This window comes from Nocardioides proteolyticus, from assembly GCF_051280635.3.
In the GTDB taxonomy this organism is placed as follows: Bacteria; Actinomycetota; Actinomycetes; order Propionibacteriales; family Nocardioidaceae; genus Nocardioides.
Window position 1 is genome coordinate 76,749 of record NZ_JBNBPO030000013.1, and the last position, 22,116, is coordinate 98,864.

The window sequence follows — 22,116 nt, forward strand, 5'->3', positions numbered from 1 at the left end:
GGGCGGCTCAGCGCTCCGGCCGCAGGTGGGGGAAGAGGATCGTCTCCCGGATCCCGGCCCCGGTGAAGAGCATGATCAGCCGGTCGATGCCGAGGCCCATCCCGCCCATCGGCGGTGCGCCGTACTCCAGGGCGCGGAGGAAGTCCTCGTCGAGCTGCATCGCCTCGGGGTCGCCGCCGGCCGCCTGGATCGACTGCTGGGTGAGCACCTCGCGCTGCACCACCGGGTCGACGAGCTCGCTGAACGCGGTGCCGCGCTCCACGCCGGCGATGATCAGGTCCCACGCCTCGATCAGCCGCGGGTCGTCGCGGTGGCGACGGGCGAGCGGCTGGGCCGACGGCGGGTAGTCGCACACGAAGGTCGGCTGCAGGAGCGTGGGCTCCACGAGCTCGGAGAGCAGCTCGAGGACCAAGGTCTCGGCGCCCCACGACTCTTCGTAGCCGAGGTCGTGCTCGTCCATCACCTGGCGGAGCGTCGCGACGTCGGTGTCGGGCGTGACCTCGCGTCCGACCGCCTCGCTGACGCCCTGGTAGACGGGGAGCCACCGCCACTCCCCGTCGAGGTCGACCGTGCCCGCCGGGGTCTCGACCTGCCGGGAGCCGACCGCGTCGGCGGCGGCGAGGACGAGCTCGCGGGTGAGGTCGGCCATGGTGCGCTGGTCGCCGTAGGCCTGGTAGGCCTCCAGCATCGTGAACTCGGGGCTGTGCGTGGAGTCGACGCCCTCGTTGCGGAAGATCCGGCCGATCTCGAAGACCTGGTCGACTCCGCCGACCACCGCCTTCTTGAGGTTGAGCTCGAGCGCGATCCGCAGCGTCATCTCCTGGTCGAAGGCGTTGATGTGCGTGCGGAACGGCCGCGCCCGCGCCCCGCCGTGGATCAGCTGCAGGACCGGGGTCTCCACCTCGAGGTACCCCTTCTGCTCGAGCGTGGTGCGCACCGCCCGCACGATCGCGGCCCGGGTGCGCACCATGTCGCGCGCCTCCTGGCGCACGATCAGGTCGGCGTACCGCTGCCGGACGCGGACCTCCTCGGAGAGGTCCTTGTGCAGCACGGGCAGCGGCCGGATCGCCTTCGAGGCCATCGCCCAACGGGAGGCGAACACCGAGAGCTCGCCGCGCTTGGAGGAGATGACGCGGCCCTCGACGAAGACGTGGTCGCCGAGGTCGACCTTGGCCTTCCAGTCGGCGAGCGCCTCCTCGCCGACCTCGCCGAGGCTGAGCATCACCTGCAGCCGGGTGCCGATCCCCTCCTGGAGGGTCGCGAAGCAGAGCTTGCCGGTGTTGCGCACGAAGATCACCCGCCCCGCGACGCCGACCACGTCCTGGGTCTCCTCGCCGGCCTCGAGGTGGCCCCACCGCTCGCGGACCTCGGCGAGGGTGTGGGTCCGGTCGACGGCGACCGGGTACGGCTCGACGCCCTCGGCCAGCAGCTGCTCACGCTTGGCCAGCCGGACCTTCATCTGGTCGTTGAGGTCCGGCTCGGGGGCGGTGCTGGGCGCGTCGTTCACGCTGCACAGGCTAGGCGACCGGCGGGGTGGGGCCGGGTGCGGGCTGGGGGCGGATCTGGCTTGTAACTCGGTGTTCGGTCATCCACCACGGAGTCATGACGCGTCACAGCACCGTGGCAGTGGTCCGTAACACCGAGTTACAAGCGAGCTCACCCCCCACCCAGCAGCTCGTCCGCCGCCGTCGGGCTGGAGTCGCGGAGGAAGTCGCGGCAGCGCTCCCACTCGTCGGTCTCGCCGATGGCGCGGGCGGCGAGGGCGAGGAGGGCCAGGCAGCGGAGGAAGCCGCGGTTGGGCTCGTGCTCCCACGGCACCGGCCCGTGACCCTTCCAGCCGTTGCGTCGCAAGAGGTCCAGCGAGCGGTGGTAGCCGACCCGGGCGTAGGCGTAGACGGTCACGTCGTCGGCGCCCTGCTCCCGCGCCTGGTCGGCGAGGCTGGCCCACGCGAGCGGCGACGCCGGCAGGCGTCGTACGACGGCGCTCGGCGCGTCTCCTGCGGCGAGGAGGTCGGCGGCGGGGTCGGCGGGCAGGTTCGTCGGAGGAGGGCCGGCCATCAGGTCGGCTCCGGGCGTCAGCGGAGGCATGGAGCCATTGTGGCCCGCGCTCCTGAGGGTCGGCGGGCGGCCTCCGGGGCCGGCCGGGCCGGCGGGGCGGTCAGTCCACGATGAACCCGAACAGCGGGCTGTCGGGCGACACCTTCTCCACCCGCAGCTTCGACGCCGCCATCCGCGCGAGGAGCCCTTCGAGGTCGTCGGGGTGCTGCATCTCGATGCCGACGAGAGCGGGCCCGGTCTCGCGGTTGTTGCGCTTGGTGTACTCGAAGAGCGTGATGTCGTCGTCGGGGCCGAGCACGTCGTCGAGGAACCTCCGGAGCGCACCCGGCTCCTGGGGGAACTCGACGAGGAAGTAGTGCTTCAGCCCCTCGTGGACCAGCGCCCGCTCGACGATGTCGGCGTAGCGGGAGACGTCGTTGTTGCCGCCCGAGACGACGGCCACCACGCGGGATCCCGGCGCCAGACCGAGCGCGTCGAGCCCGCCCGACGCTCCGAGCCGCAGCGCCGCGGGCGCGAGCGCGCCGGCGGGCTCGGCGATGATGCCGTCGACCTGGTAGAGGTCGAGCATCTCCACGCAGATCAGCCCCTCCGGCACGGGAACCGTGGTGATCTCGACGCGCGGCCGGGCCGCGTCGACCACGGCGTAGGTCAGGTCGCCCACCCGCCGGACCGCCGCGCCGTCGACGAACTGGTCGACCGCGCCCAGGTCGACCGGTCGGCCCGCCTCGATCGCCGCCGCGAGGGAGGCCGCGCCGGAGGGCTCGGCGGCGACCACCCTCACCGAGGGTGCCCGCTCCCCGAGCACGGCGAGGCAGCCGGCGAGGAGGCCGGCGCCGCCCACCGGCAGCACCACCGCGTCGGGGGTCCAGCCGAGGCCGGCCGACTGGGCGAGGATCTCGGCGGCGACGGTGCCCTGGCCCGCCACGATGCCGGGGTGGTCGAACGCCGGGATCACCGTCGCCCCCGACGCCGCGGCGAACTCCGCGGCGGCCACCGCCGCGTCGTCGTACGCCTCGCCGGCGATCACCACCTCGACCATCGCGCCGCCGAGTGCCGCGACGCGGTCGCGCTTCTGGCGCGGTGTCGTGCGGGGCAGGAAGATCGTGGCGCGCACGCCGGCCCGCGCGCAGGCGAACGCGACACCCTGGGCGTGGTTGCCCGCGCTCGCGCACGTCACGCCCGTGGCCCGCTGTTCGTCGGTCAGCCCGGCCAGCACGGTGTAGGCGCCCCGGGCCTTGTAGGAGCGCACGGGTGTCAGGTCCTCACGCTTGAGCCAGACGTCGAGCCCCGTCAGGGCGGACAGCCGCCCCGCTCGCTGCAGCGGGGTCGGCGCGACGACCGGCCCCAGCAGGGCCGCGGCCCGGTCGACGTCGGCCGCGGTGGGGAGGTGGTGAGGGTCGCGCGACGCTGGCTCCGTGACCTCCTCGGCCTCCCCCGGACCCGGTCCTCCGACCTCCCCGATCACCGCTCGCTCAGCCGACGGTCTTGCCGGCCGACCGCAGGTGCTCGGCCGCCTCGACGACGCGCGCGGCCATGCCGGCCTCGGCCGCCTTGCCCCACGACCGGGGGTCGTAGAGCTTCTTGTCGCCCACCTCGCCGTCGACCTTCAGCACCCCGTCGTAGTTGCGCAGCATGTGCTCGGCGACCGGGCGGGTGAAGGCGTACTGGGTGTCGGTGTCGACGTTCATCTTCACCACGCCGTAGTCGACGGCCGCGGCGATCTCCTCCGCCGACGAGCCGGAGCCGCCGTGGAAGACGAGGTCGAACGGCTTCGCGTCGGCCGCGAGCCCGAGCTCCTTGACGACCGCCTCCTGGGCGGCCTTGAGGATCTCGGGGCGGAGCTTGACGTTGCCGGGCTTGTAGACGCCGTGCACGTTGCCGAAGGTGAGCGCCGTCAGGTAGCGCCCCTTCTCGCCGACCCCCAGCGCCCGCACCGTGGCGAGCGCGTCGTCGGGCGTCGTGTAGAGCTTCTCGTCGATCGCGCCGACGATGCCGTCCTCCTCGCCGCCGACCACGCCGACCTCGATCTCGAGGACGATCCGGGCGGCCGCGGCCTTGGCGAGGAGCTCCTCGGCGATCTGGAGGTTCTCGTCCAGCGGCACGGCGGAGCCGTCCCACATGTGGGACTGGAACAGCGGCTGCTCGCCGCGCTGCACGCGCTCGGCGGAGATCTGCAGGAGCGGGCGCACGAACTTGTCGAGCTTGTCCTTGGGGCAGTGGTCGGTGTGCAGCGCGATGTTCACCGGATAGCTCTTGGCGACCTCGGCGGCGTACGCCGCGAACGCGACCGACCCGGTCACCATGTCCTTGACGCTGGGACCGGAGAGGTACTCCGCCCCGCCGGTGGAGATCTGGATGATGCCGTCGGAGCCCGCGTCCGCGAAGCCCTTCAGGGCGGCGTTGAGCGTCTGGGACGAGGTGACGTTGATCGCCGGGAAGGCGAAGGCGCCCGCCTTCGCTGCGTCGAGCATCTCGGCGTACTTCTCGGGGGTTGCGATAGGCATGCTGCTGAGCTCCTGCGCGGGTGTGGGAACGACTCCCTTCAACCTACCGTGGCGCGCCGGCCGCCCTCACCCGCCGCCCGACCGCCGCGCGTGACCCTCCCGAGGCCGGATCGGCCGGCCCCGGAGTGTGACCCACGTAACATTCCGCCGCCCCGGGCGTTCAACCCCTGAAGGCGCCGGCTCGGCAGCCGAGCGCGCCCGAAGGAGGCCCCCCGATGACTCGACTCGCCGCTGCGCTCCTCGGCCTGGTGGTCGCGATGCTCCTCGCCGCGCCCGCCGACGCCCACGAGGAGCGCGACTCGGAGTTCCCGCCCGGCACCGGTTCGGTGCCCGTGCACCGCTCGCTCGCCGACGCCGCCGACGTCCTCGTCGTCTGCAAGCCCGACTCGGCCGAGCGGATCGCCGCCATCGACGACCCGCAGCTGCGCCAGCACAACCAGGCGCTGCTGGACCGGTGCAGGTTCGAGCACCTCCAGGCGGCGGTCGACGCGGTCGACACCCAGCGCAGCAACATCTACGTCCTGCCCGGCGTCTACCGCGAGGAGCCGTCGTGGGACCCCACCTGCGACGAGGGGTACGACGGCGGCGTGGTCAGCTACGAGCTGTCGTACTCGTGCGGCGAGATCGTCAACCTCGTCACGGTCGCCGGCGACGATCCCGACGACCCCGACATCGTCTGCGACGGACCTCGCTGCCACCTGCAGATCGAGGGCACCGGCGCCGACCCCGAGGACGTGGTGCTCACCGGCGGCTTCCGCGAGGACGGCGACTGGGTCAAGCACAACGGGCTCAAGGCCGACCGTGCCGACGGGTTCTACCTCGCGAACATGACCCTCGAGCTGTTCCGCGAGAACGCCGTCTACGTCCACGAGACCGACGGTTTCGTCGTCGACCGGGTGGTCACCCGCTACAACGACCTCTACGGCGTGCTCGCCTTCACCTCCGACCACGGCCTGATCGAGAACTGCGAGGCGCACCACAACGGCGACTCCGGGATCTATCCGGGCAGCGCCGCCGACGTGAACGCCAAGAACCGGAAGACCGGCCCGCTGACCCGGTGGGCGGTCGAGGTGCGCAACTGCGACATGCACCACAACGCCCTCGGCTTCTCCGGCACCGCCGGCAACTCCGTCTACGTCCACGACAACCGGATGCACCACAACGGCATCGGGTTCGTCGTCGAGTCGATCCTGGCCGGCCACCCCGGCATGCCCCAGGACCACGGGTGGTTCACGCGCAACAAGATCTACTCCAACAACCTCAACTACTACCCCAACGTGCAGGGCGAGGACGCCCCCTGCCAGGCGGAGAAGCCCGCCGACCGCGGGCACGAGCGGGGCGTCGTCTGCCCGCCACTGCCCCTGCCCGTCGGCACCGGCGGCATGATCGTGGGCAACCACAACTACGTCGACGACAACCAGGTGTGGGACAACTGGCGGCAGGGTTTCATGCTCTTCTGGGTGCCGCCGGCCCTGATGCGGGAGGACTACAACCCCCTGCACCAGACCGACAACTCCAACCACAACTACTTCACCCGCAACCTGATGGGCGTCTCGCCCGAGGGCGACTACGCACCCAACGGCCTCGACGTGTGGTGGGACGACGCCGGCGTGGGCAACTGCTGGGAGAACAACCAGGTCGCTCCCGGCAAGAAGCTCACCCACAACGCGACGCTCGGCTACCTGCCGAACTGCCGGATCCGGTCGTTCCTGCCCGTCAGCAACCTGATCAAGACCACGAGCCTGCTGCCGTGCGCCCAGTACGACCGCTACTCCAACCCGCAGCCGAAGGGCTGCACCTGGATCGTCACGCCGCAGAAGCCGACCGAGGCGAGCATCGCGCGGGCGGCGGCAGCGGGCGACCGCGACCCCGTCGGCCCCGTGGTGCCGGCGCTCGTCGTGGGGATCGGCCTCGCCGGCGCCTTCGCGCTCCGGTTCCGCGGCCGGCGGTCGGGGTCGCGATGAGTCTCCTCGTCCGGGCCGAGCGGGAGGCGTCGTACGACGCGGGCGGCTCCGCCGAGCCACGGTCGCCGCGCCGGCGACGACGCGCGCTGTGGGCGGTCGGTGTCGTCTGCCTGGTCGCGGTATGGCTGCTCGCGCCCGCACTGGTGCGGCTGGAGCAGGGCGTCGCGCCGGGGCTGCCGGTGCAGGCCGGCCTGATGATCCCCGAGTACGGCGCCGACGGCACCTACGCGCTGCACTACCGCCACGACGAGACGGTCACGCTCACCGTGCCGGTGCACAACCGCGGGCCGCTGCCGCTGACGGTCGACCGGGTCGGCCTGCCCGACCAGCCGCGGCCGCTGCTGGTGGCCGACGGCGACAACCTGCCGCTGCGGGTGGCGCCGTGGACCACCGCGGAGGTCACGCTCACCCTGCGGTTCGACAACTGCCGCTACTACCACGAGCGCTCGGCGGCCACCTGGAGCGAGGTGGTGGTGGCCGGGTCCGTGCTCGGGCGCGGCTTCGACTCCGCGGTCCGGCTCGCCCACCCGTTGGCCCTGCACGGCCAGGTCATCAACAACTGCCCCGACCGCACGCTGACGCGCGGCGACGACGTACGCCGTCCCTGAGCCGTGCGGCCGGTCAGCCCCGCCACGCCTCGTCGCTGGACAGGTCGGCGTGCTGCCGCACCCAGGCGTGCATCGCGATCGCCGCTGCGGCCGAGGCGTTGATCGACCGGGTGGACCCGAACTGCGCGATGGAGAACGTGCCGTCGCACGCCGCGCGGGCCTCGTCGGAGAGCCCCGGCCCCTCCTGCCCGAAGAGGAAGCAGACCCGGCGCGGGACCTGCATGGTCTCCAGGTGCGCGGAGCCCGGGAGGTTGTCGATCCCGAGCAGGGGGACGGCGACGCCGTGCACCTCGGTGTCGCGGAGGTAGCCGCGCAGGTCGGCGACCGAAGGGTGGTGGCGCACGTGCTGGTAGCGGTCGGTCACCATCGCGCCCCTGCGGTTCCAGCGGCGGTTGCCGACGATGTGCACCTCCCGCGCGAGGAAGGCGTTGGCCGAGCGCACGATGGTGCCGATGTTGAAGTCGTGCTGCCAGTTCTCGATGGCGACGTGGAAGTCGTGCCGGCGCCGGTCGAGGTCGGCCACGATCGCCTCGAGGGTCCAGTACCGGTAGCGGTCGACGACGTTGCGGCGGTCGCCGCTGCGCAGGAGCTCCGGATCGAGGCGCGGATCGTCCGGCCACGGGCCTTCCCACGGCCCCACGCCGACCTGCGGCCGGCCGTGCGGCATCGGGTCGTACGGCGCCCGCGCGGCCTCGGGGTCCTCCACGAGGAGTCAGGGTAGTTCCCGATGTGGCTGTCGGCGCCCAGCGGTACCGTGACGGTTGTGCCAGCGCTCGTCGACCTCCTCCCGGTCGTCCCCGACGCGGTGCCGCTCTTCCTCGGCATCGACTGGCTCGACCCCGAGTGGCTGCTGGACCGGTTCGGCTCCGAGTTCCTCTGGGTGAGCCTGCTCATCCTGTTCATCGAGTGCGGCCTCTTCTTCCCGTTCCTGCCGGGCGACGCGCTGCTCTTCGCCTACGGCATCTTCGTGGCGACCGAGCGGCTGGACGTGTTTCCCGGCTCGCCGCTGGTCGAGCTGCTGATCGGGATGAGCCTGCTCGTCGTGGCCGGCTTCGCCGGCAACGTGGCGGGCTACGAGATCGGCCGGAAGATCGGCCCGCCGCTCTACTCGCGGGACGGGCGGTTCCTGAAGAAGAAGTACTTCGACGAGACCGAGGTGTTCTTCGAGAAGCACGGCAACAAGGCGCTGGTGATCGGCCGGTTCGTGGCCTTCGTGCGCACCTACATCACCGTCGTGGCGGGCGTCACCGGCATGGACCGGCGTCGCTTCTACGTCTGGAGCCTCGTGGGGGCGGTGCTCTGGGTGCTGTCGATCTCCATGCTCGGCTACTTCCTCGGCATGCGGGTCCCCTGGCTGGGCGACAACATCGACTACGTCATCATCGCGATCTGTGCGTTCGGTGGCGTGCTGATGCTGGGCGAGGCGATCCGCCGCCGGCGTACCAACGCCCCGGAGGCCGACGACCGCGACCACGACGGCCGGCCCGACCGCGACATCGCCGGCTTCGACGTCAAGTCGCCCGACCGGGGCCGTTCCTAGGTGTCGGTCCCCGACCGCCGCTCGCGCGCCAGGCCGCGCACCCGCAGCACCAGCCACCAGCCGACCGCGGCCACGACCACGGCGATGACCACCCACTGGAAGGTGCCGACCACGCCCTCGACGCGGTGCCACTGCTCGCCGAGGAAGTAGCCGGCGAGCACGAAGGTGGTGTTCCAGATCGCGCTCCCCGCCGCGGTGAGCCCGAGGAACAGCAGGAAGGGCATCCGCTCCACTCCCGCCGGGATCGAGATCAGGCTGCGGAAGATCGGGATCATCCGGCCGAAGAAGACCGTCTTCTTCCCGTGCCGCCCGAACCAGGCCTCCGTGCGCTCGAGGTCGCTGCGCCGGGTGAGGGGCAGCCGCTCCCACACCCAGTAGACCCGGTCCCGCCCGATCAGGACGCCCAGCCAGTACAGGACGACGGCGCCGACGATCGAGCCGGCCGTGGTCCACAGCAGCGCCTCGGCCAGGGTGAACTCGCCGCGGCTCGCCGTGAACCCCGCCAGGGGGAGGATGATCTCGCTCGGCAGCGGCGGGAAGAGGTTCTCGAGGGCGATCGCCGCACCGGCCCCGGCGGGGCCGAGGCGCTCCATGAGGTCGACCGCCCAGCCGGCGACGCCGGTGAGCTCCTCGGAGTCAGCCACGGGCAGCCCGTGCGGCGTCGAGCTCGGCCTTCGTGAGCACGGCGCGCACCTCCAGGCCGACGTCGGCGAGCGGGTTCTGCCCCTCGGGGCTGCGGTCGATCGCGCACACCACCGTCTCCACGATCGCGCCTGCCGCCCGCAGCGCGTTCGTGGCGTCCCGCACGGCGCCACCGGTCGTGATCACGTCCTCGATCAGCACCACCCGCTGCGCTGTGAAGTCGGGGCCCTCGGCCAGCTTCGCGGTGCCGTACTCCTTGGCCTGCTTGCGGACGAACAGCGTCGGCATGCCGATCAGCTGGCTGACCGCGGTGGCGATCGGGATGCCGCCCATCTCCAGCCCACCGAGCAGGTCCTTCTCGGTCGGGAGCAGCTGGGCCACCTCCCGGGCGACGCGGGCCAGGAGCTGGGGGTCGGCCTCGAACAGGTACTTGTCGAAGTACTCGCTGCTGACCTGGCCCGACCGGAGGGTGAACTCGCCCGTCAGCCGGCAGGTCGCGTCGATGTCGGCGGCGAGCGCCGTGTCGGTGGTCGTCACGGGGTGAAGGCTAGTTGCCGGGTCGCGGCACCGGTGATCTGCCCGCTCGGGCGGGGTGAAGGTCGGCGACCTCCGCAGGGCCGGCCGTGTCCGGGGGGCTCGCCGGTTAGGGTCCGAAGGGTGCACAGCGCCTCCCGCCGCGTCGCCGACCTCCCCGCCACCATCTTCGCCGAGATGTCGGCCCTCGCCGCACGCACCGGAGCGGTCAACCTGGGTCAGGGCTTCCCCGACTCCGACGGCCCGCCCGAGGTCCTCGCCGCTGCCGCGCGGGCCCTGCAGGAGGGTCACAACCAGTACGCCCCGGGCGCCGGGATCGCGCCGTTGCGCGCGGCGATCGCGCGGCACCAGCAGCGGCACTACGGCATCGACCTGGACCCGGACAGCCAGGTGCTGGTGACCACCGGCTGCACCGAGGCGATCGCCGGGGCGCTGCTCGGGCTGGTCGATCCCGGCGACGAGGTCGTCGCGCTCGAGCCCTACTACGACTCCTACACCGCGATGATCTCCTTCGCCGGTGGCGTACGGCGGCCGGTGACCCTGCGCGCCCCCGACTTCCGGCTCGACCCGGCCGAGCTCGAGGCGGCCGTCACCGACCGCACCCGGCTGATCCTGCTCAACACGCCGCACAACCCGACCGGGCGCGTCCTCGACGCCGACGAGCTGGCCGCCGTGGCCCGCGTCGCGCAGGAGCGGGACCTGGTCGTGGTCACCGACGAGGTCTACGAGCACCTCACCTTCGACGGCCGGGCGCACGTGCCGATCGCCACGCTGCCCGGGATGGCCGAGCGGACGCTGACGCTCTCCAGCGCCGGCAAGTCGTGGTCGGTCACGGGCTGGAAGGTCGGCTGGGCCACCGGCCCGGCCCCGCTCGTCTCCGCCGTGATGGGCGCCAAGCAGTGGCTGACCTACACCTCCGGGGCGCCGCTCCAGCCGGCGGTGGCGGTGGCCCTCGACGAGCACGGCGACTTCCCGCGCCAGCAGGCGCGCTGGCTTCAGGACCGTCGCGACCAGCTGGTGAGCGGGCTGCGCGCGGCCGGCCTGGCGTCGTACACGCCGGAGGGGACGTACTTCGCCACGACGGACGTCGGCGAGCTCGGCTGGGCCAGCGGCCGCGACTTCTGCCGGGCGCTTCCCGAGCGGGCGGGCGTCGTCGCCATCCCCGCGGAGGTGTTCTACGACCGGCCCGACGACCCCGGCGGCGGGCGGCGCCTGGTGCGCTGGGCGTTCTGCAAGGACGCCGCCGTCCTCGACGAGGCCGTACGACGCCTGGCCGGCGCCGACCTCAGCGCCTGAACCAGGCCGACACGTCGGGGCGCAGCAGCAGCCAGCTGGCGATGCCGCTCGCGGCGGCGACGAGCACCAGCGGCGATCCGACGAGGGCACCGGCGAGCGCCGCCGGCGCCGCGCACGCACCGGAGACCGCGAGCGTGATGCGGGCCCAGTTGCGGCCACGGAGGACGAGTGTGGCGAGCACGAGCGCGGCGAGGCACCACAGCACGATGGCGGCGACGATCGCGATCATCATCGCGAGGAACATGTCCTCGGTCAGGTTCATCGACTCCAGGGAGCGTCCCTGCTGCTCCTCGACGCGCTCGACCTGCTCCGCGAGGGTGTCGCGGTCGAGGAGCGCCGGGATCGCGGCCAGCATGGTCACGGTCACGAACACCGCGCCGGTCCAGGTCAGCACGATCGCCCAGATGAGCGCCGAGGGACGGCGGCCGGCGGCGGGCCGCGGCGGCGCCGCGGCCGCGGGCCCGCTCGTCCCAGCGCCCGCCCGAGGCGGTCCCGCAGCAGGCGGCCCCGGCGCGGCGCCGGGCGGGCGCAGCGAGGCGAGCCGCTCGGCGCGGCGCTCCTCGAAGCGCTGCACCCACGGCCTGCCGGCGTACCAGTCCCGGGTGGGCTGGAGCCAGAGCAGCGTGATGCCGGCGACGGTCAGCGGCGCGAAGAGGCTGTCGGTGGCGAAGCCCGCGACGAGCAGCACGGGGGCGAGCGCGGTCAGCGCGATCCGGGCGCTCCGCGACCGCTTGTAGACCTGGAACCCGAGGATGGCCGACGCGGTCGCGGCACCACCGGCGACCATGCACAGCACCCGGACCGTCGTGGTCAGGCCCTCGATGCCGATCCCGGCCTCCGACAGCGGCGGCTCGGCCAGCGCCTGCCTCAGCCCGTCCTGGACCTCCAGGGTGTGCAGCGACGAGATCCGCTGCCACGCCGCCAGCACCACCGCCACCGACCCGGCGATGACCAGAGCCCCGGCCAGCGTCGCCTGTCCCGGACGCGGCTCCGGCTGGTTGCTCATGCGCGCCATTCCATCAGACCGCCTCACCCCCGATTCGAGGGGTCGGGCTGGATCTTGTCGGGGCTGGGTCAGGCGGCGGAGAGCTCGAGGCCGTCCTCGCCGCGGTCGACGCGTACGGCGCCGCCGTCGGCGACCTGGCCGCCGATCAGCATCCGGGCGAGGGGGTCGCCGATGGCGCTCTGCACCAGGCGGCGCAGCGGCCGGGCGCCGTACGCCGGGTCGTAGCCGACGTCGGACAGCCAGGCCCGGGCCTCGGGGGTGACGTCGATCGAGATCCGCCGGACGGCGAGCCGCTTCTCCAGCAGCGCCAGCTGCAGGTCGACGATGCGCGACAGGTCGTCGCGGGTCAGGGCCTCGAAGGTGACGATCTCGTCGAGCCGGTTGAGGAACTCCGGCTTGAAGCTCTGCCGCACCAGCGCCAGCACCGACTCCCGCTGCTTCTCCGGGTCGAGCGTCGGATCCACGAGGTACTGCGACCCGAGGTTGGAGGTCAGGATCAGGATCGTGTTGCGGAAGTCCACGGTGCGGCCCTGGCCGTCGGTGAGCCGGCCGTCGTCGAGGACCTGCAGGAGGATGTCGAACACCTCCGGGTGCGCCTTCTCCACCTCGTCCAGCAGCACGACCGAGTACGGCCGGCGCCGGACCGCCTCGGTGAGCTGGCCGCCCTCGTCGTAGCCGACGTAGCCGGGAGGCGCGCCGACCAGCCGGGCCACGGAGTGCTTCTCGGAGTACTCGCTCATGTCGATGCGCACGATCGCCCGCTCGTCGTCGAACAGGAAGTCGGCCAGCGCCTTGGCGAGCTCGGTCTTGCCCACCCCCGTCGGGCCGAGGAACAGGAAGGAGCCGGTCGGGCGGTTGGGGTCGGCGATGCCCGCCCGCGCCCGCCGTACGGCGTCGCTGACGGCTCCGACCGCCTCGCGCTGGCCGATCAGGCGCTCGCCGAGCACCTGCTCCATCTCCAGCAGCTTGGCGGTCTCGCCCTGCAGCATCCGGCCGGTCGGGATGCCGGTCCACGCCTCGACCACCTCGGCGACCTGCTCGGCACCGACCTCCTCGCCGACCAGCTTGTCGGCGGGGTCGGTCTCCGCGGCGTCGGTCACCGCCTCGATCTCGCGGATCTGCGCCTCCAGCTCGGGGATCCGGCCGTAGAGGATCTCGCTGGCGCCGGCCAGGTTGCCGTCGCGGGTGAGCCGGTCGGCCTCGACCCGAAGCTGGTCGAGCTGCCGGCGCAGCTCGCCCTCACCCTCGAGGGACGACTTCTCCCGCTCCCAGCGGGCCTCCAGCGCCCGCAGCTCCTCCTCCTTGTCGGCGAGGTCCTTGCGCAGCACGGCCAGCCGCTCGACGGAGGCCTCGTCGCTCTCCTTCTCGAGCGCGAACTCCTCCATCTTCAGCCGGTCGACCTGGCGCCGGAGCTGGTCGATCTCCTCGGGCGAGGACTCGATCTCCATCCGCAGGCGGGACGCGGCCTCGTCGACCAGGTCGATCGCCTTGTCGGGCAGCTGGCGTCCGGTGATGTAGCGGTCGGACAGCGTGGCGGCGGCGACCAGGGCGGCGTCGGTGATCCGCACGCCGTGGTGGGCCTCGTACTTCTCCTGGATCCCACGCAGGATCTGGATGGTGTCCTCGACCGAGGGCTCGCCGACGAAGACCTGCTGGAACCGCCGCTCCAGCGCGGGGTCCTTCTCGATGCGCTCGCGGTACTCGTCCAGCGTGGTGGCACCGATCATGTGCAGCTCGCCGCGGGCCAGCATCGGCTTGAGCATGTTGCCGGCGTCCATCGCGGAGTCGCCGCCCGCGCCCGCCCCGACGACCGTGTGCAGCTCGTCGATGAAGGTGATCACCTGGCCGCTGGACTGCTTGATCTCCTCGAGCACCGCCTTGAGCCGCTCCTCGAACTCGCCGCGGTACTTCGCGCCGGCCACCATCGCGGCCAGGTCGAGCGACAGCACCCGCCGGCCCTTCAGCGAGTCGGGCACGTCGCCGGCCACCACCCGCTGCGCGAGCCCCTCGACCACGGCGGTCTTGCCGACGCCGGGCTCGCCGATCAGGACGGGGTTGTTCTTCGTGCGCCGCGACAGCACCTGCACCACGCGACGGATCTCGGAGTCGCGACCGATGACCGGGTCGAGCCGGCCCTCCTCGGCCGCCCGGGTCAGGTCGACGGAGTACTTCTCCAGGGCCTCGTAGGTCGACTCGGCGTCCTGCGACGTGACCCGGCGGTTGCCGCGCACGGCGGTCAGCGACTCGCGCAGCCCCTCGGCGGTCAGCCCGGCGTCGGCGAGCACCTTCCTCGCCGACGACTCGACGGTCGCGAGCGCGATCAGCAGGTGCTCGGCGGCGACGTAGTCGTCCTTCATCGACTGCGCCAGGTCGAGCGCCGACGCGAGCACGCGGGTGAGCGCCGCCGACCCGGCGGGCTGCTGGACGGTGGCGCCCGAGGCCTTCGGCAGCCGGTCGCGCTCGGCGGACGCGGCGTGCACGAGGGTGGGCGCGTCGACGCCGGCCTTGCTGACCAGGCTCGCGGCCGATCCGTCGGTCTGCAGCAGCAGCGCGACGAGCAGGTGGATCGGCTCGACGGTGGTGTGGCCCGCCGTGGTGGCGGCGAGCTGGGCCGCCTCGATCGCCTCACGGCTGCGCGTGGTGAACTTGTCGGCGCCGAACTGGCTCATGGGTCCATCTCCTGGGGACGTGTGGTGACGATCGTGTCCGGTCGCGGGCCTGGTGCGCCAGACCCACCGGGACATCTGGTGCAACGATCCCGAAGTTGAGTCTGTTCCACTCAACTTTGGCTATTTTCACGGCCCGGTCCGGCTGCCCGATCGGCCCCTCGAGGCTGCCCGTACGGCGCGGCTCGACTGCCCTGCCCGGGCGCCACCGGAGGCGCACAATCGGCAGGTGACCGTGCACGGGCGCCAGAAGGACCCGTCGCCGGCGCGACGCGGCGGCCACGGCCCGCTCGCCGGGCCGGCGGCCGAACCGCTGCCCGGCGTCCTGGACCTCCAGCGCAAGGTCGGCAACCGGGCGGTGGCCGACCTGGTCGGGCGCCGCCACCCGGGTGCTCCGGCACCGCTCCAACGGACCGTGCTGACCGTCGACGCGCCAGCCGAGACGCTCTACAACCAGCGGCCGGACACCAACCCCGCCGTCACGCCGGGCACCGCCGGCGCCGCGACGTACGGCGGCACGCCGGCGAGCTTCGACATGACCCGGACCGACGCGGGCGCCCGCATCGAGGTCAAGATCAAGTTCGTGAGCCAGGACCGGGACACCCGGCGCACGCTCCCCGACGGCACCGAGAACCCCAACTACCTGGGACACCTGGGCACCTCCAGCGAGATCCCGGCGGGCGACGAGCGCCGGCGATGGGTCACCGACACGCTCCTTCCCTCGTTGAGCAGCAACTGGGACGGCAAGATCAAGCTGGTCGGCACCCGCACGCCGCCGCCGACGCCGGCGGACCCGGTCGCGGGCGTGCCGGACCCGCCGGCGCCCGAGCCGGTCGAGCTGCCGGTCAGCTTCGTCGCCACGGCGGTGTGGGACCCGGCCGCGTCGGCCAACGAGACGATCCGGGTCTTCGGGTCCGGGGTCACCGCCGACCCCGCGACCGGCCATCCCATCGACGCCGGCAACTACTACATGAACATGGGCGACTACGGCGGTACGGCGGAGGCCACCTTCGCGCACGAGTACGGCCACCTGCTCGGCCTCAACGACGAGTACAGCCAGAGCAACGCACAGATGCACGCGCTGCTCCACCAGGTCTCCCCCACCCTCGGCGGCCAGCGCGGCCAGGCCCTGGACCGCGCGACGGTCAAGCGGATGGTGCTGGCGGCGATGACCCCGCCCCTGATGTCGCGGCTCCGGGGAGCCAGCCGTCAGCTCGGGGCGGCGTTCCGCTCGGTGAAGGTGCCGGTCGCCGACCGGCTGTCCCAGGCGCTCCGCGGCGGCGCGAGCGCCGTCCGCGACCGGCTGACCGAGATCCTGACGACGGCTGCGACCCCCGCCGTGGGGGCGCGCGCCCGCCACGTCGCGGAGTTCCAGACCGGCGAGAACTTCTCCAACCGGACGGTCGCCAACGCGGCCGTCGCCGCCAGCCTGGACGCGAATGCGCTGACCGAGATCGTCGCGGCCGCCTACGAGACCGCGCTGCTCGACCCGCACAGCCAGAAGGTGAGCGTCGGCGGTGGGCCGAGCGGTGACATCGACATCAACATCGCCGGCGGCCCCGCGCGAGGCGGCTCGGGCGTGTGGGGCGCCCTGCGTCGGGGCCAGCCGCAAGCAGCCGACGCAGCGGCGCTCGCCGACCGCATGGTCGGACCGGCCGGGCGGGTTCCGCCGGTCGCACCGCCGGGCTCCCTGCTGGCCCGGATCCAGGCCATCCCGGGGACGTGGAGCCCGGAGTGGATCGCCGCGATGATCCACGAGCCGCAGACCACGACCCTGATGAACAGCGCGCTGGGCAACGCCGCAGCCCTCCTGACGCCCGGCTCGGTCTCCGGACTGCCGACCCTGTACGTCCGGGCCCGCACGCTCGTCCAGAACGCGGCGCAGGCCGCAGCCGAGACCCAGGTGCAGCAGCTGCTCATGTTCGACGTCGACCAGGCGATCAGCGACAGCACCTCCGGCCTCCAGACCGAGATCGACACCGCGGTGGAGCAGGTGATGAACACGCCCGCCGGCGCCGTGGCCGCCGCCGCACCGCCCGACCCGCACCTGACGGCCGTGGTGGCCGCCATGCAGCAGCGGCTGGCGGCGCAGGCGCCCGCCCAGCCCGCCGGACGCACGCACAGCCAGCCGACCCTCGACGCCAGCGGGGCTCCCGTGGCCTCGCAGGAGATCACCTACAGCAACACCGGCATGATGAGCGACAACTCCGGCGACATCCGCCCCGACCAGTTCGCGAGGATCGCCGCCGCCTTCAACGCCCGCCAGCCCGAGCTGCGGCACGCCGACGAGTCGGAGTTCCGCGCCGAGCGCTCCTGACCCCGACCACCCGGAGGTACGCGCCATGTGGTTCGACGGCCTGGTCCTGCGCCTCGCCCGCGGCGGGTTCGCCGGCGAGGTCGGCGACGAGACCGCCGCCGTCGCCGACGACGGCTCCGCGTGGCTGTGGGTGGCACGGCCGGCCGACGGCGCGCGGCGCGACCTGGTCGGCACCTTCCGCGGCCGGCTGGACCCCGAGCACGTCGCCGAGGCCAGGCGGCTGGCGGCGTCGCTCACCGGGGCACCGGTCCACGCCGGCGGCGCGCCGCCGCACGCCGTCCTCGCCTCGTCGGCCGGTGGCTCGCTGGTCGTGCCGTCCTCGTCCGGGGGCGAGCTGGAGTCACGGCTGCGCCGCCTCGACGACCTGGTCACGGCCGTCGCCCTCGAGAGCCCGCTGGCGACCGTGCGGTTCAGCGCCCGGTTGACCCCCGGACAGCCGCCACAGCCTCATCTCGTGGCCCACGGAGAGGCCGGACCGGTCCGGGTGCTGATCACGCCGGGCACGAGCGCCGTCCAGTGGCTCGACCGCGACCGGCGCTCGCTTTCCTCGCAGCCGATGCCCGCGCCCGCGATGGGGCTCGTCGACGTCGACGCGGCGCTCCTCGACGGGCTCCGGCGCCCGGCCACGCTCGCCGCGGGCAGCGCGGGAGCGCTCACCGTCGCCGCGGCTCCGCCGGCCGACGCGGCGGCGGTCGGCCTGCGGGTCACCGGCCGGATCGCGCTGCGCACCCCGGACGCGGAGGACGACCTCCCCCACGACCCGTTCGAGGCGACGACCGTGCCGACGGCCCTTTCCGCGCAGTGAGCGGACCGGCGGTCCGGGTCACTGCTGGGCCGGGTCACTGCTGGGCCGGGTCCTCCGGCGGAGCCGCATGCTCGGGCAGGTCCGCGGCAGCGGTCGCCTCGTCGACGAGGGCCAGCCGGCAGAACTCCTCACCGAAGGGCGTGAGGTGGATGCTGCGGCGGACCACCTTGGCGAACTTCACCGAGTGCATCGCAGCCAGCACGTCGGGCTGCGCCTCCAGCACCTGGTACTCCATGTGGTCGCGCACCGGCTCCCGCGAGAACCAGATCAGGCCCAGCCGGAACAGGTTGTTGAGGTACGACGGCACCTGCTCCAGGTAGCGCAGGCCGGCGCGTGCGCCGACCATGTTCAGCCCGGGCGCGACGAGCTGGCTGCTGACCATGCCGATCGGGCCGCCGGTGCGTACGTCGACGCTCGGCTGCGGCCCGTTGCGGAGCAGCATCACCAGGATCCGCGCCTCGTCGGGCGCCAGCTCGTCGAGGATCCGGTCGAAGGCCGGATGCCCGTCGTCCTGGCGCCACACGTCGCGGGAGCGCTCGAGCAGCTCGGCCCCGCGCTCGCGCAGCGTCACCGGACGACTGGCCACCACCTGGCCGTCGACCAGCGAGGACGGTGGCGACTTGCGGGGCCGGTCGCCGTCGTCCAGCGCTTCGCCGGCGCGCAGCAGGGCGGTGGCCACGGGCACTCCCTCCGCGACCTGGCGGGCGACCTCGCCGGCCGTTCCGACGTAGGTGCCGACGTCACGGATCAGCCTGGCCGCCTCGTCCCGGTCGGTCGCCGCCTTGCCGAGGCGGAGCCAGCCGCGCGCCGTCGTACGGACGCCCCACGCGGTGGTGTGCCGGGCCGCGGAGGCGGCGACCCGCGCCAGGCCCGGCAGGGTCTCCGCGACCGTCGGTCCGGGCACGGCGGGGAGGGGCGGCAGCGGCGGCAGGCCGTCGGCGTCGTCGGCGGCAGCGATGGCGTCGCGGTGGACACCTCGCAGGTCGTCGTGCTCCATCGGGTCTGCGGCCACGCTCCCATCCTCGTCTGCCGGCCAAGTCGTCACGACGGGAACCCCGGGATCAGGCCCCAGTTGAAGACCGCCACGTGGAGGAACCCGCCGGCCGCGCCCATGATCGCGCCGTGCGCGTAGAGCATCCACTCGTCCTCCTTGATGGCCGAGCGCATCATCTCCACGAAGTCCCGGGGCGGGAGCTCCTTGGTGCGTCGGGCGATCAGCACCCGGATCCGGTCCGCCTGCTGCCGGCTGAACTCCGCGTCGCGGAACGGCGTGATGGTGCGGCCGACGGCCTCGTGGGCGAAGGACTCCTTGATGCTCGCGTAGCGCCGGCCACCCATCGCGACCGTCACGGCGCCGCGCAGCGGCCCCGCCGCACGGTCGATGGCGGGCCGCATGGCCGTGGCGATCATCTGACGGGTCCGGTCGCCCCGCGGCCCGTCCATCAGGAAGTCGCCGATCCGCTCGAGGGTGATCACGTCGTCGGCGATGATCCGGGCGTAGACCTCGGCGCACTCGGACTGGCGTCGCAGGAACAGCCCCTGCACCTTGATGCCGAGGATCCGCCGCTCCTCCGGCGGGTCGAAGATCAGCCACATGCCGAGCAGATTGGTGGTCCACCCGACGATCACCCCGAGGATGGGCAGCAGCCACCAGATGTGCCAGGTGACGTCGACGATCGCGACCGGGATGCCGAGCAGGAACCCGAAGATGAAGCCGAACGCGACCATCAGGTTCAGCTCGCGCTGACCGACGTCGCGGAACACCCGGACGACGAGCTCGGGGTTCTGCCGGAAGTGGTCGATGACCATGATCTTGGGGTCCAGCAGCTGGTCGATGTGGACGCCGATCTCGTCGGTGATCGTCCGTACGACGCCGGGCAGCTGGGCCTGGACGCGGTCGATCACGGCCTGGCGGACCGGCCTCGGGAGGTCGCGCCACAGCCGTGGGTGCTCGCGCATCATCACCTCGTGGACCAGCGCCGGCAGGTCGGGGCGGAACACGTCGACGATGTGCTCCGCGATCCGGTCGGGCTCGAGCTGGGCGTAGAACTCGGCCGGCGTGCCCAGCTTGGCGATCACCTTGTCCACGGCGATGCTGCCCATCTTGGCGGCGCGGGCCGGCACGATGCCCTGCCAGCCGAGACCGCCCTCCATCCAGCCGGGTATCTCCTGCAGCTTGCGCGGGAGCACCCCGGCGACCTCGCGCAGGCCCGGCACGCGGACGCCGTAGAAGTCGATGGGCTTGAAGAGCATCCACAGCCCCGACCAGTTGATCAGCCAGCCCACCACGCCGGTGAAGATCGGGATGGAGACGAAGGCGACCCAGTCGACATGGCGGACCCAGTCCTCCAGCCACTGCAGCACCGCGTCCACGCGCACTCCTCGTCCCGTGGGCCGGCGCGGCGCCCCATGCCACCGGACGGTCCCGTGGCGCCGAGGTTAGTGGGTCCGTGACCGGCGGCACAGGGGATCTCAGGTCGCGATGTCGCAGAAACCTCGGCGGCTGCCGGCCCGCCGACCCGCCGGGTCAGGGGTTGCGGCGCCAGACCACCACGGCACGTCCGGCCGTCGTCTGCCGCAGTGCGGGGAGCCTGCTGGCCGGCGCCGCCGGCGGCCGGCTGGCGACGGCCTGCTGCAGCGCCTGCCGCGTCGCGTCCAGCTCCGCGAGGAGTTCGGCGTTGCGGGCGCGGAGGGCGGTCACGGCGTTCTCGAGGTCGAGGATGCGGCGGACCCCCTCGATGCCGATGCCGGCGGAGGTGAGCTCGGCGATCTCGCGGAGCCGCTCGATGTCGCGGTAGGAGTAGCGACGACCGCCCCCGCCGGTGCGACCAGGGGTGATCAGCCCCATCCGCTCGTAGGTGCGCAGCGTCTGCGGGTGCAACCCGCTGAGCTGGGCCGCCACGCTGATCACGAAGACCGCCTCCTCGGGGGAGGGCGGCTCCACGCGGGGCGCGCGACGGGTCGCCATCACCGGCCCCCGGCCTCGAACAGACCCGCCCGCAGCGGCACGTCGGCGGTGGCGGCGGCGTAGGCCTCGAGCGCCTCACGGGCCTCCGCGCTGAGCGTGCGGGGCACCTGGACCTCGACCGTGGCGAGCAGGTCGCCGCGGGTGCCGTCGGCGTTCGCCGCGCCCTTGCCGCGCACCCGGAAGGTGCGCCCGTTGGGCGTGCCGGCGGGGATCCGCAGCGTCACCGGGGCACCGTCGACCGTCGGGACCTTCACCTCCGCACCGAGCGCGAGCTCGGCGAAGGACACCGGCACGTCGACGGTGAGGTGCTCGCCCTTGCGGCCGAAGACCCGGTGCGGCGCCACCTTGACCGTGACGTAGAGGTCGCCCGCCGAACCGCCGTTCTCGCCGGGCGCGCCCTTGCCGCGGAGCCGGATCCGCTGCCCGTCCTTGACGCCGGCGGGGATCCGGGCCTGGATCGTGCGGGCGGACCTGCCGCGGCCGGTGCCGTGGCAGGTCGGGCACGGGTCGTCGTACACGAGCTGGCGCCCCCCGCAGGACGGGCAGGTCTCGTTCATCGAGAACGCCCCGCCGACGGACGCGGTGACGAACCCGGTGCCGTCGCAGGTCGCACAGACGTGCGGCCTGGTGCCGGGCTTGCCGCCGGTGCCGTTGCAGGTGGCGCAGGCGCCGTCGGTGGTGACCCGCAGCGAGACGGTGACCCCCTCGAGCGCCTCGGAGAAGCCGATCGTCGCGGTGGTCTCGAGGTCGGCGCCCCGCGCGGACCGCGGCGCCCGCCGCCCGGCGCTGAAGCCGCCTCCGAACAGGTCGCCGAACAGGTCGCCGAAGCCACCTCCACCGCCTGCGCGGTCGCGCAGCAGGTCGTCGAGGTTGACCCCGCCCCCGCCGAACCCGGCACCGCCGAACCCGGCACCGCCGGCAGCACCGGCGGGGAAGCCGCCGCGGCTGAACATCTCGCGGGCCTGGTCGTACCGCTTCCGCTTGTCCGCGTCGCCGAGCACGTCGTAGGCCTCGGCCACCGACTTGAACTTCTCGTGCTTGGCGGGGTCGTCCGGGTGGGAGTCGGGGTGGTTGGCGCGCGCGAGGCGGCGGTAGGCCTTCTTGATCTCCTCGGCCGTGGCGGCCTTCGAGACCCCGAGCTCCTTGTAGAAGTCCTTGGTGGCCCAGTCGGACCTGATCCCCTCGTCACTCATCGCGCACCTCCCTCC

Annotated in this window: 19 protein-coding genes; 6 read left to right on the forward strand and 13 right to left on the reverse strand. The window is 73.0% G+C overall.

Going from position 1 to position 22,116, the window contains the following annotated elements; genetic code table 11:
- Positions 1-7 precede the first annotated feature (7 nt).
- The 4 genes from lysS to fbaA all read right to left on the reverse strand — a co-directional run bounded on the left by lysS (position 8) and on the right by fbaA (position 4,562).
- Entirely contained in the window at positions 8-1,507 is a 1,500-nt protein-coding gene (lysS, locus tag ACPOLA_RS09850; RefSeq protein WP_435770243.1) for a lysine--tRNA ligase, read from the reverse strand.
- 149 nt (positions 1,508-1,656) lie between these two features.
- Positions 1,657-2,088 (reverse strand): DUF3151 domain-containing protein, encoded by a 432-nt coding sequence (locus ACPOLA_RS09855; RefSeq protein ID WP_435770244.1) that lies wholly within the window; start codon positions 2,086-2,088, stop codon positions 1,657-1,659.
- Between the two features lie 70 nt (positions 2,089-2,158).
- On the reverse strand, positions 2,159-3,523 hold the full coding sequence (gene ilvA, locus ACPOLA_RS09860) for a threonine ammonia-lyase IlvA (RefSeq protein ID WP_435770245.1): 1,365 nt from the start codon (positions 3,521-3,523) through the stop codon (positions 2,159-2,161).
- A gap of 7 nt (positions 3,524-3,530) precedes the next feature.
- The gene (gene fbaA, locus ACPOLA_RS09865; RefSeq protein ID WP_435770246.1) at positions 3,531-4,562 is read right to left on the reverse strand and encodes a class II fructose-bisphosphate aldolase; all 1,032 of its coding nucleotides are present in this window, start codon (positions 4,560-4,562) and stop codon (positions 3,531-3,533) included.
- 215 nt (positions 4,563-4,777) lie between these two features.
- Between fbaA and ACPOLA_RS09870 the strand changes: the two genes are divergently transcribed.
- Together ACPOLA_RS09870 and ACPOLA_RS09875 are read left to right on the forward strand one after the other, a co-directional pair.
- Positions 4,778-6,526, forward strand: a complete 1,749-nt coding sequence (locus ACPOLA_RS09870; RefSeq protein WP_435770247.1) for a right-handed parallel beta-helix repeat-containing protein — start codon at positions 4,778-4,780, stop codon at positions 6,524-6,526.
- Positions 6,523-7,134: a hypothetical protein gene (locus tag ACPOLA_RS09875; RefSeq protein ID WP_435770248.1), complete on the forward strand. Its 612-nt coding sequence runs from the start codon at positions 6,523-6,525 to the stop codon at positions 7,132-7,134. The genes ACPOLA_RS09870 and ACPOLA_RS09875 overlap by 4 nt, the downstream gene beginning before the upstream one ends.
- A gap of 13 nt (positions 7,135-7,147) precedes the next feature.
- Here the strand turns inward: ACPOLA_RS09875 and ACPOLA_RS09880 are convergent, their stop codons facing one another.
- Complete coding sequence (locus ACPOLA_RS09880; protein ID WP_435770277.1) at positions 7,148-7,801, reverse strand: TrmH family RNA methyltransferase; 654 nt, start codon at positions 7,799-7,801, stop codon at positions 7,148-7,150.
- Between the two features lie 96 nt (positions 7,802-7,897).
- Between ACPOLA_RS09880 and ACPOLA_RS09885 the strand changes: the two genes are divergently transcribed.
- Positions 7,898-8,674 (forward strand): DedA family protein, encoded by a 777-nt coding sequence (locus ACPOLA_RS09885; RefSeq protein WP_435770249.1) that lies wholly within the window; start codon positions 7,898-7,900, stop codon positions 8,672-8,674.
- On the opposite strand, the gene ACPOLA_RS09890 is transcribed toward ACPOLA_RS09885, so the two are convergent.
- The gene (locus tag ACPOLA_RS09890; protein WP_435770250.1) at positions 8,671-9,318 is read right to left on the reverse strand and encodes a DedA family protein; all 648 of its coding nucleotides are present in this window, start codon (positions 9,316-9,318) and stop codon (positions 8,671-8,673) included. The genes ACPOLA_RS09885 and ACPOLA_RS09890 overlap by 4 nt on opposite strands.
- The gene (gene pyrE / locus ACPOLA_RS09895; protein WP_435770251.1) at positions 9,311-9,853 is read right to left on the reverse strand and encodes an orotate phosphoribosyltransferase; all 543 of its coding nucleotides are present in this window, start codon (positions 9,851-9,853) and stop codon (positions 9,311-9,313) included. The genes ACPOLA_RS09890 and pyrE overlap by 8 nt, the downstream gene beginning before the upstream one ends.
- 120 nt (positions 9,854-9,973) lie before the next feature.
- On the opposite strand from pyrE, the gene ACPOLA_RS09900 reads away from it, so the two are divergent.
- Positions 9,974-11,146, forward strand: coding sequence for a pyridoxal phosphate-dependent aminotransferase (locus tag ACPOLA_RS09900; protein WP_435770252.1), 1,173 nt, complete (start codon positions 9,974-9,976; stop codon positions 11,144-11,146).
- Here ACPOLA_RS09900 and ACPOLA_RS09905 read toward each other — a convergent pair.
- Positions 11,136-12,152, reverse strand: a complete 1,017-nt coding sequence (locus ACPOLA_RS09905; RefSeq protein ID WP_435770253.1) for a hypothetical protein — start codon at positions 12,150-12,152, stop codon at positions 11,136-11,138. The two genes, ACPOLA_RS09900 and ACPOLA_RS09905, sit on opposite strands and share 11 nt — an antisense overlap.
- Positions 12,153-12,220: 68 nt before the next feature.
- Positions 12,221-14,821, reverse strand: coding sequence for an ATP-dependent chaperone ClpB (gene clpB, locus ACPOLA_RS09910; RefSeq protein ID WP_435770254.1), 2,601 nt, complete (start codon positions 14,819-14,821; stop codon positions 12,221-12,223).
- Between the two features lie 226 nt (positions 14,822-15,047).
- On the opposite strand from clpB, the gene ACPOLA_RS09915 reads away from it, so the two are divergent.
- Together ACPOLA_RS09915 and ACPOLA_RS09920 are read left to right on the forward strand one after the other, a co-directional pair.
- Positions 15,048-17,135 carry a hypothetical protein gene (locus ACPOLA_RS09915; protein WP_435770255.1) on the forward strand — a complete coding sequence of 696 codons (2,088 nt, stop codon included), beginning with the start codon at positions 15,048-15,050 and terminating at the stop codon, positions 17,133-17,135.
- 25 nt (positions 17,136-17,160) lie between these two features.
- The gene (locus tag ACPOLA_RS09920) at positions 17,161-17,940 is read left to right on the forward strand and encodes a hypothetical protein (RefSeq protein WP_435770256.1); all 780 of its coding nucleotides are present in this window, start codon (positions 17,161-17,163) and stop codon (positions 17,938-17,940) included.
- 34 nt (positions 17,941-17,974) lie between these two features.
- Here ACPOLA_RS09920 and ACPOLA_RS09925 read toward each other — a convergent pair whose 3' ends face one another.
- The 4 genes from ACPOLA_RS09925 to dnaJ all read right to left on the reverse strand — a co-directional run bounded on the left by ACPOLA_RS09925 (position 17,975) and on the right by dnaJ (position 22,101).
- Positions 17,975-18,952: an Abi-alpha family protein gene (locus ACPOLA_RS09925; RefSeq protein WP_435770257.1), complete on the reverse strand. Its 978-nt coding sequence runs from the start codon at positions 18,950-18,952 to the stop codon at positions 17,975-17,977.
- Between the two features lie 29 nt (positions 18,953-18,981).
- Entirely contained in the window at positions 18,982-20,313 is a 1,332-nt protein-coding gene (locus ACPOLA_RS09930; protein WP_435770258.1) for a DUF445 domain-containing protein, read from the reverse strand.
- A gap of 154 nt (positions 20,314-20,467) precedes the next feature.
- Positions 20,468-20,908, reverse strand: coding sequence for a heat shock protein transcriptional repressor HspR (locus ACPOLA_RS09935; protein ID WP_435770259.1), 441 nt, complete (start codon positions 20,906-20,908; stop codon positions 20,468-20,470).
- Positions 20,908-22,101 (reverse strand): molecular chaperone DnaJ, encoded by a 1,194-nt coding sequence (dnaJ, locus tag ACPOLA_RS09940; protein ID WP_435770260.1) that lies wholly within the window; start codon positions 22,099-22,101, stop codon positions 20,908-20,910. The genes ACPOLA_RS09935 and dnaJ overlap by 1 nt, the downstream gene beginning before the upstream one ends.
- Positions 22,102-22,116: the final 15 nt, after the last annotated feature.

Coding starts and splice junctions, on each gene's coding strand:
- ACPOLA_RS09855 (WP_435770244.1), bottom strand. CDS start 2,088: ATGCCTCCGCTGACGCCCGGAGCCGACCTGATGGCCGGCCCTCCTCCG.
- fbaA (WP_435770246.1), bottom strand. CDS start 4,562: ATGCCTATCGCAACCCCCGAGAAGTACGCCGAGATGCTCGACGCAGCG.
- ACPOLA_RS09870 (WP_435770247.1), top strand. CDS start 4,778: ATGACTCGACTCGCCGCTGCGCTCCTCGGCCTGGTGGTCGCGATGCTC.
- ACPOLA_RS09875 (WP_435770248.1), top strand. CDS start 6,523: ATGAGTCTCCTCGTCCGGGCCGAGCGGGAGGCGTCGTACGACGCGGGC.
- ACPOLA_RS09880 (WP_435770277.1), bottom strand. CDS start 7,801: ATGCCGCACGGCCGGCCGCAGGTCGGCGTGGGGCCGTGGGAAGGCCCG.
- ACPOLA_RS09905 (WP_435770253.1), bottom strand. CDS start 12,152: ATGAGCAACCAGCCGGAGCCGCGTCCGGGACAGGCGACGCTGGCCGGG.
- clpB (WP_435770254.1), bottom strand. CDS start 14,821: ATGAGCCAGTTCGGCGCCGACAAGTTCACCACGCGCAGCCGTGAGGCG.
- ACPOLA_RS09920 (WP_435770256.1), top strand. CDS start 17,161: ATGTGGTTCGACGGCCTGGTCCTGCGCCTCGCCCGCGGCGGGTTCGCC.
- ACPOLA_RS09935 (WP_435770259.1), bottom strand. CDS start 20,908: ATGGCGACCCGTCGCGCGCCCCGCGTGGAGCCGCCCTCCCCCGAGGAG.
- dnaJ (WP_435770260.1), bottom strand. CDS start 22,101: ATGAGTGACGAGGGGATCAGGTCCGACTGGGCCACCAAGGACTTCTAC.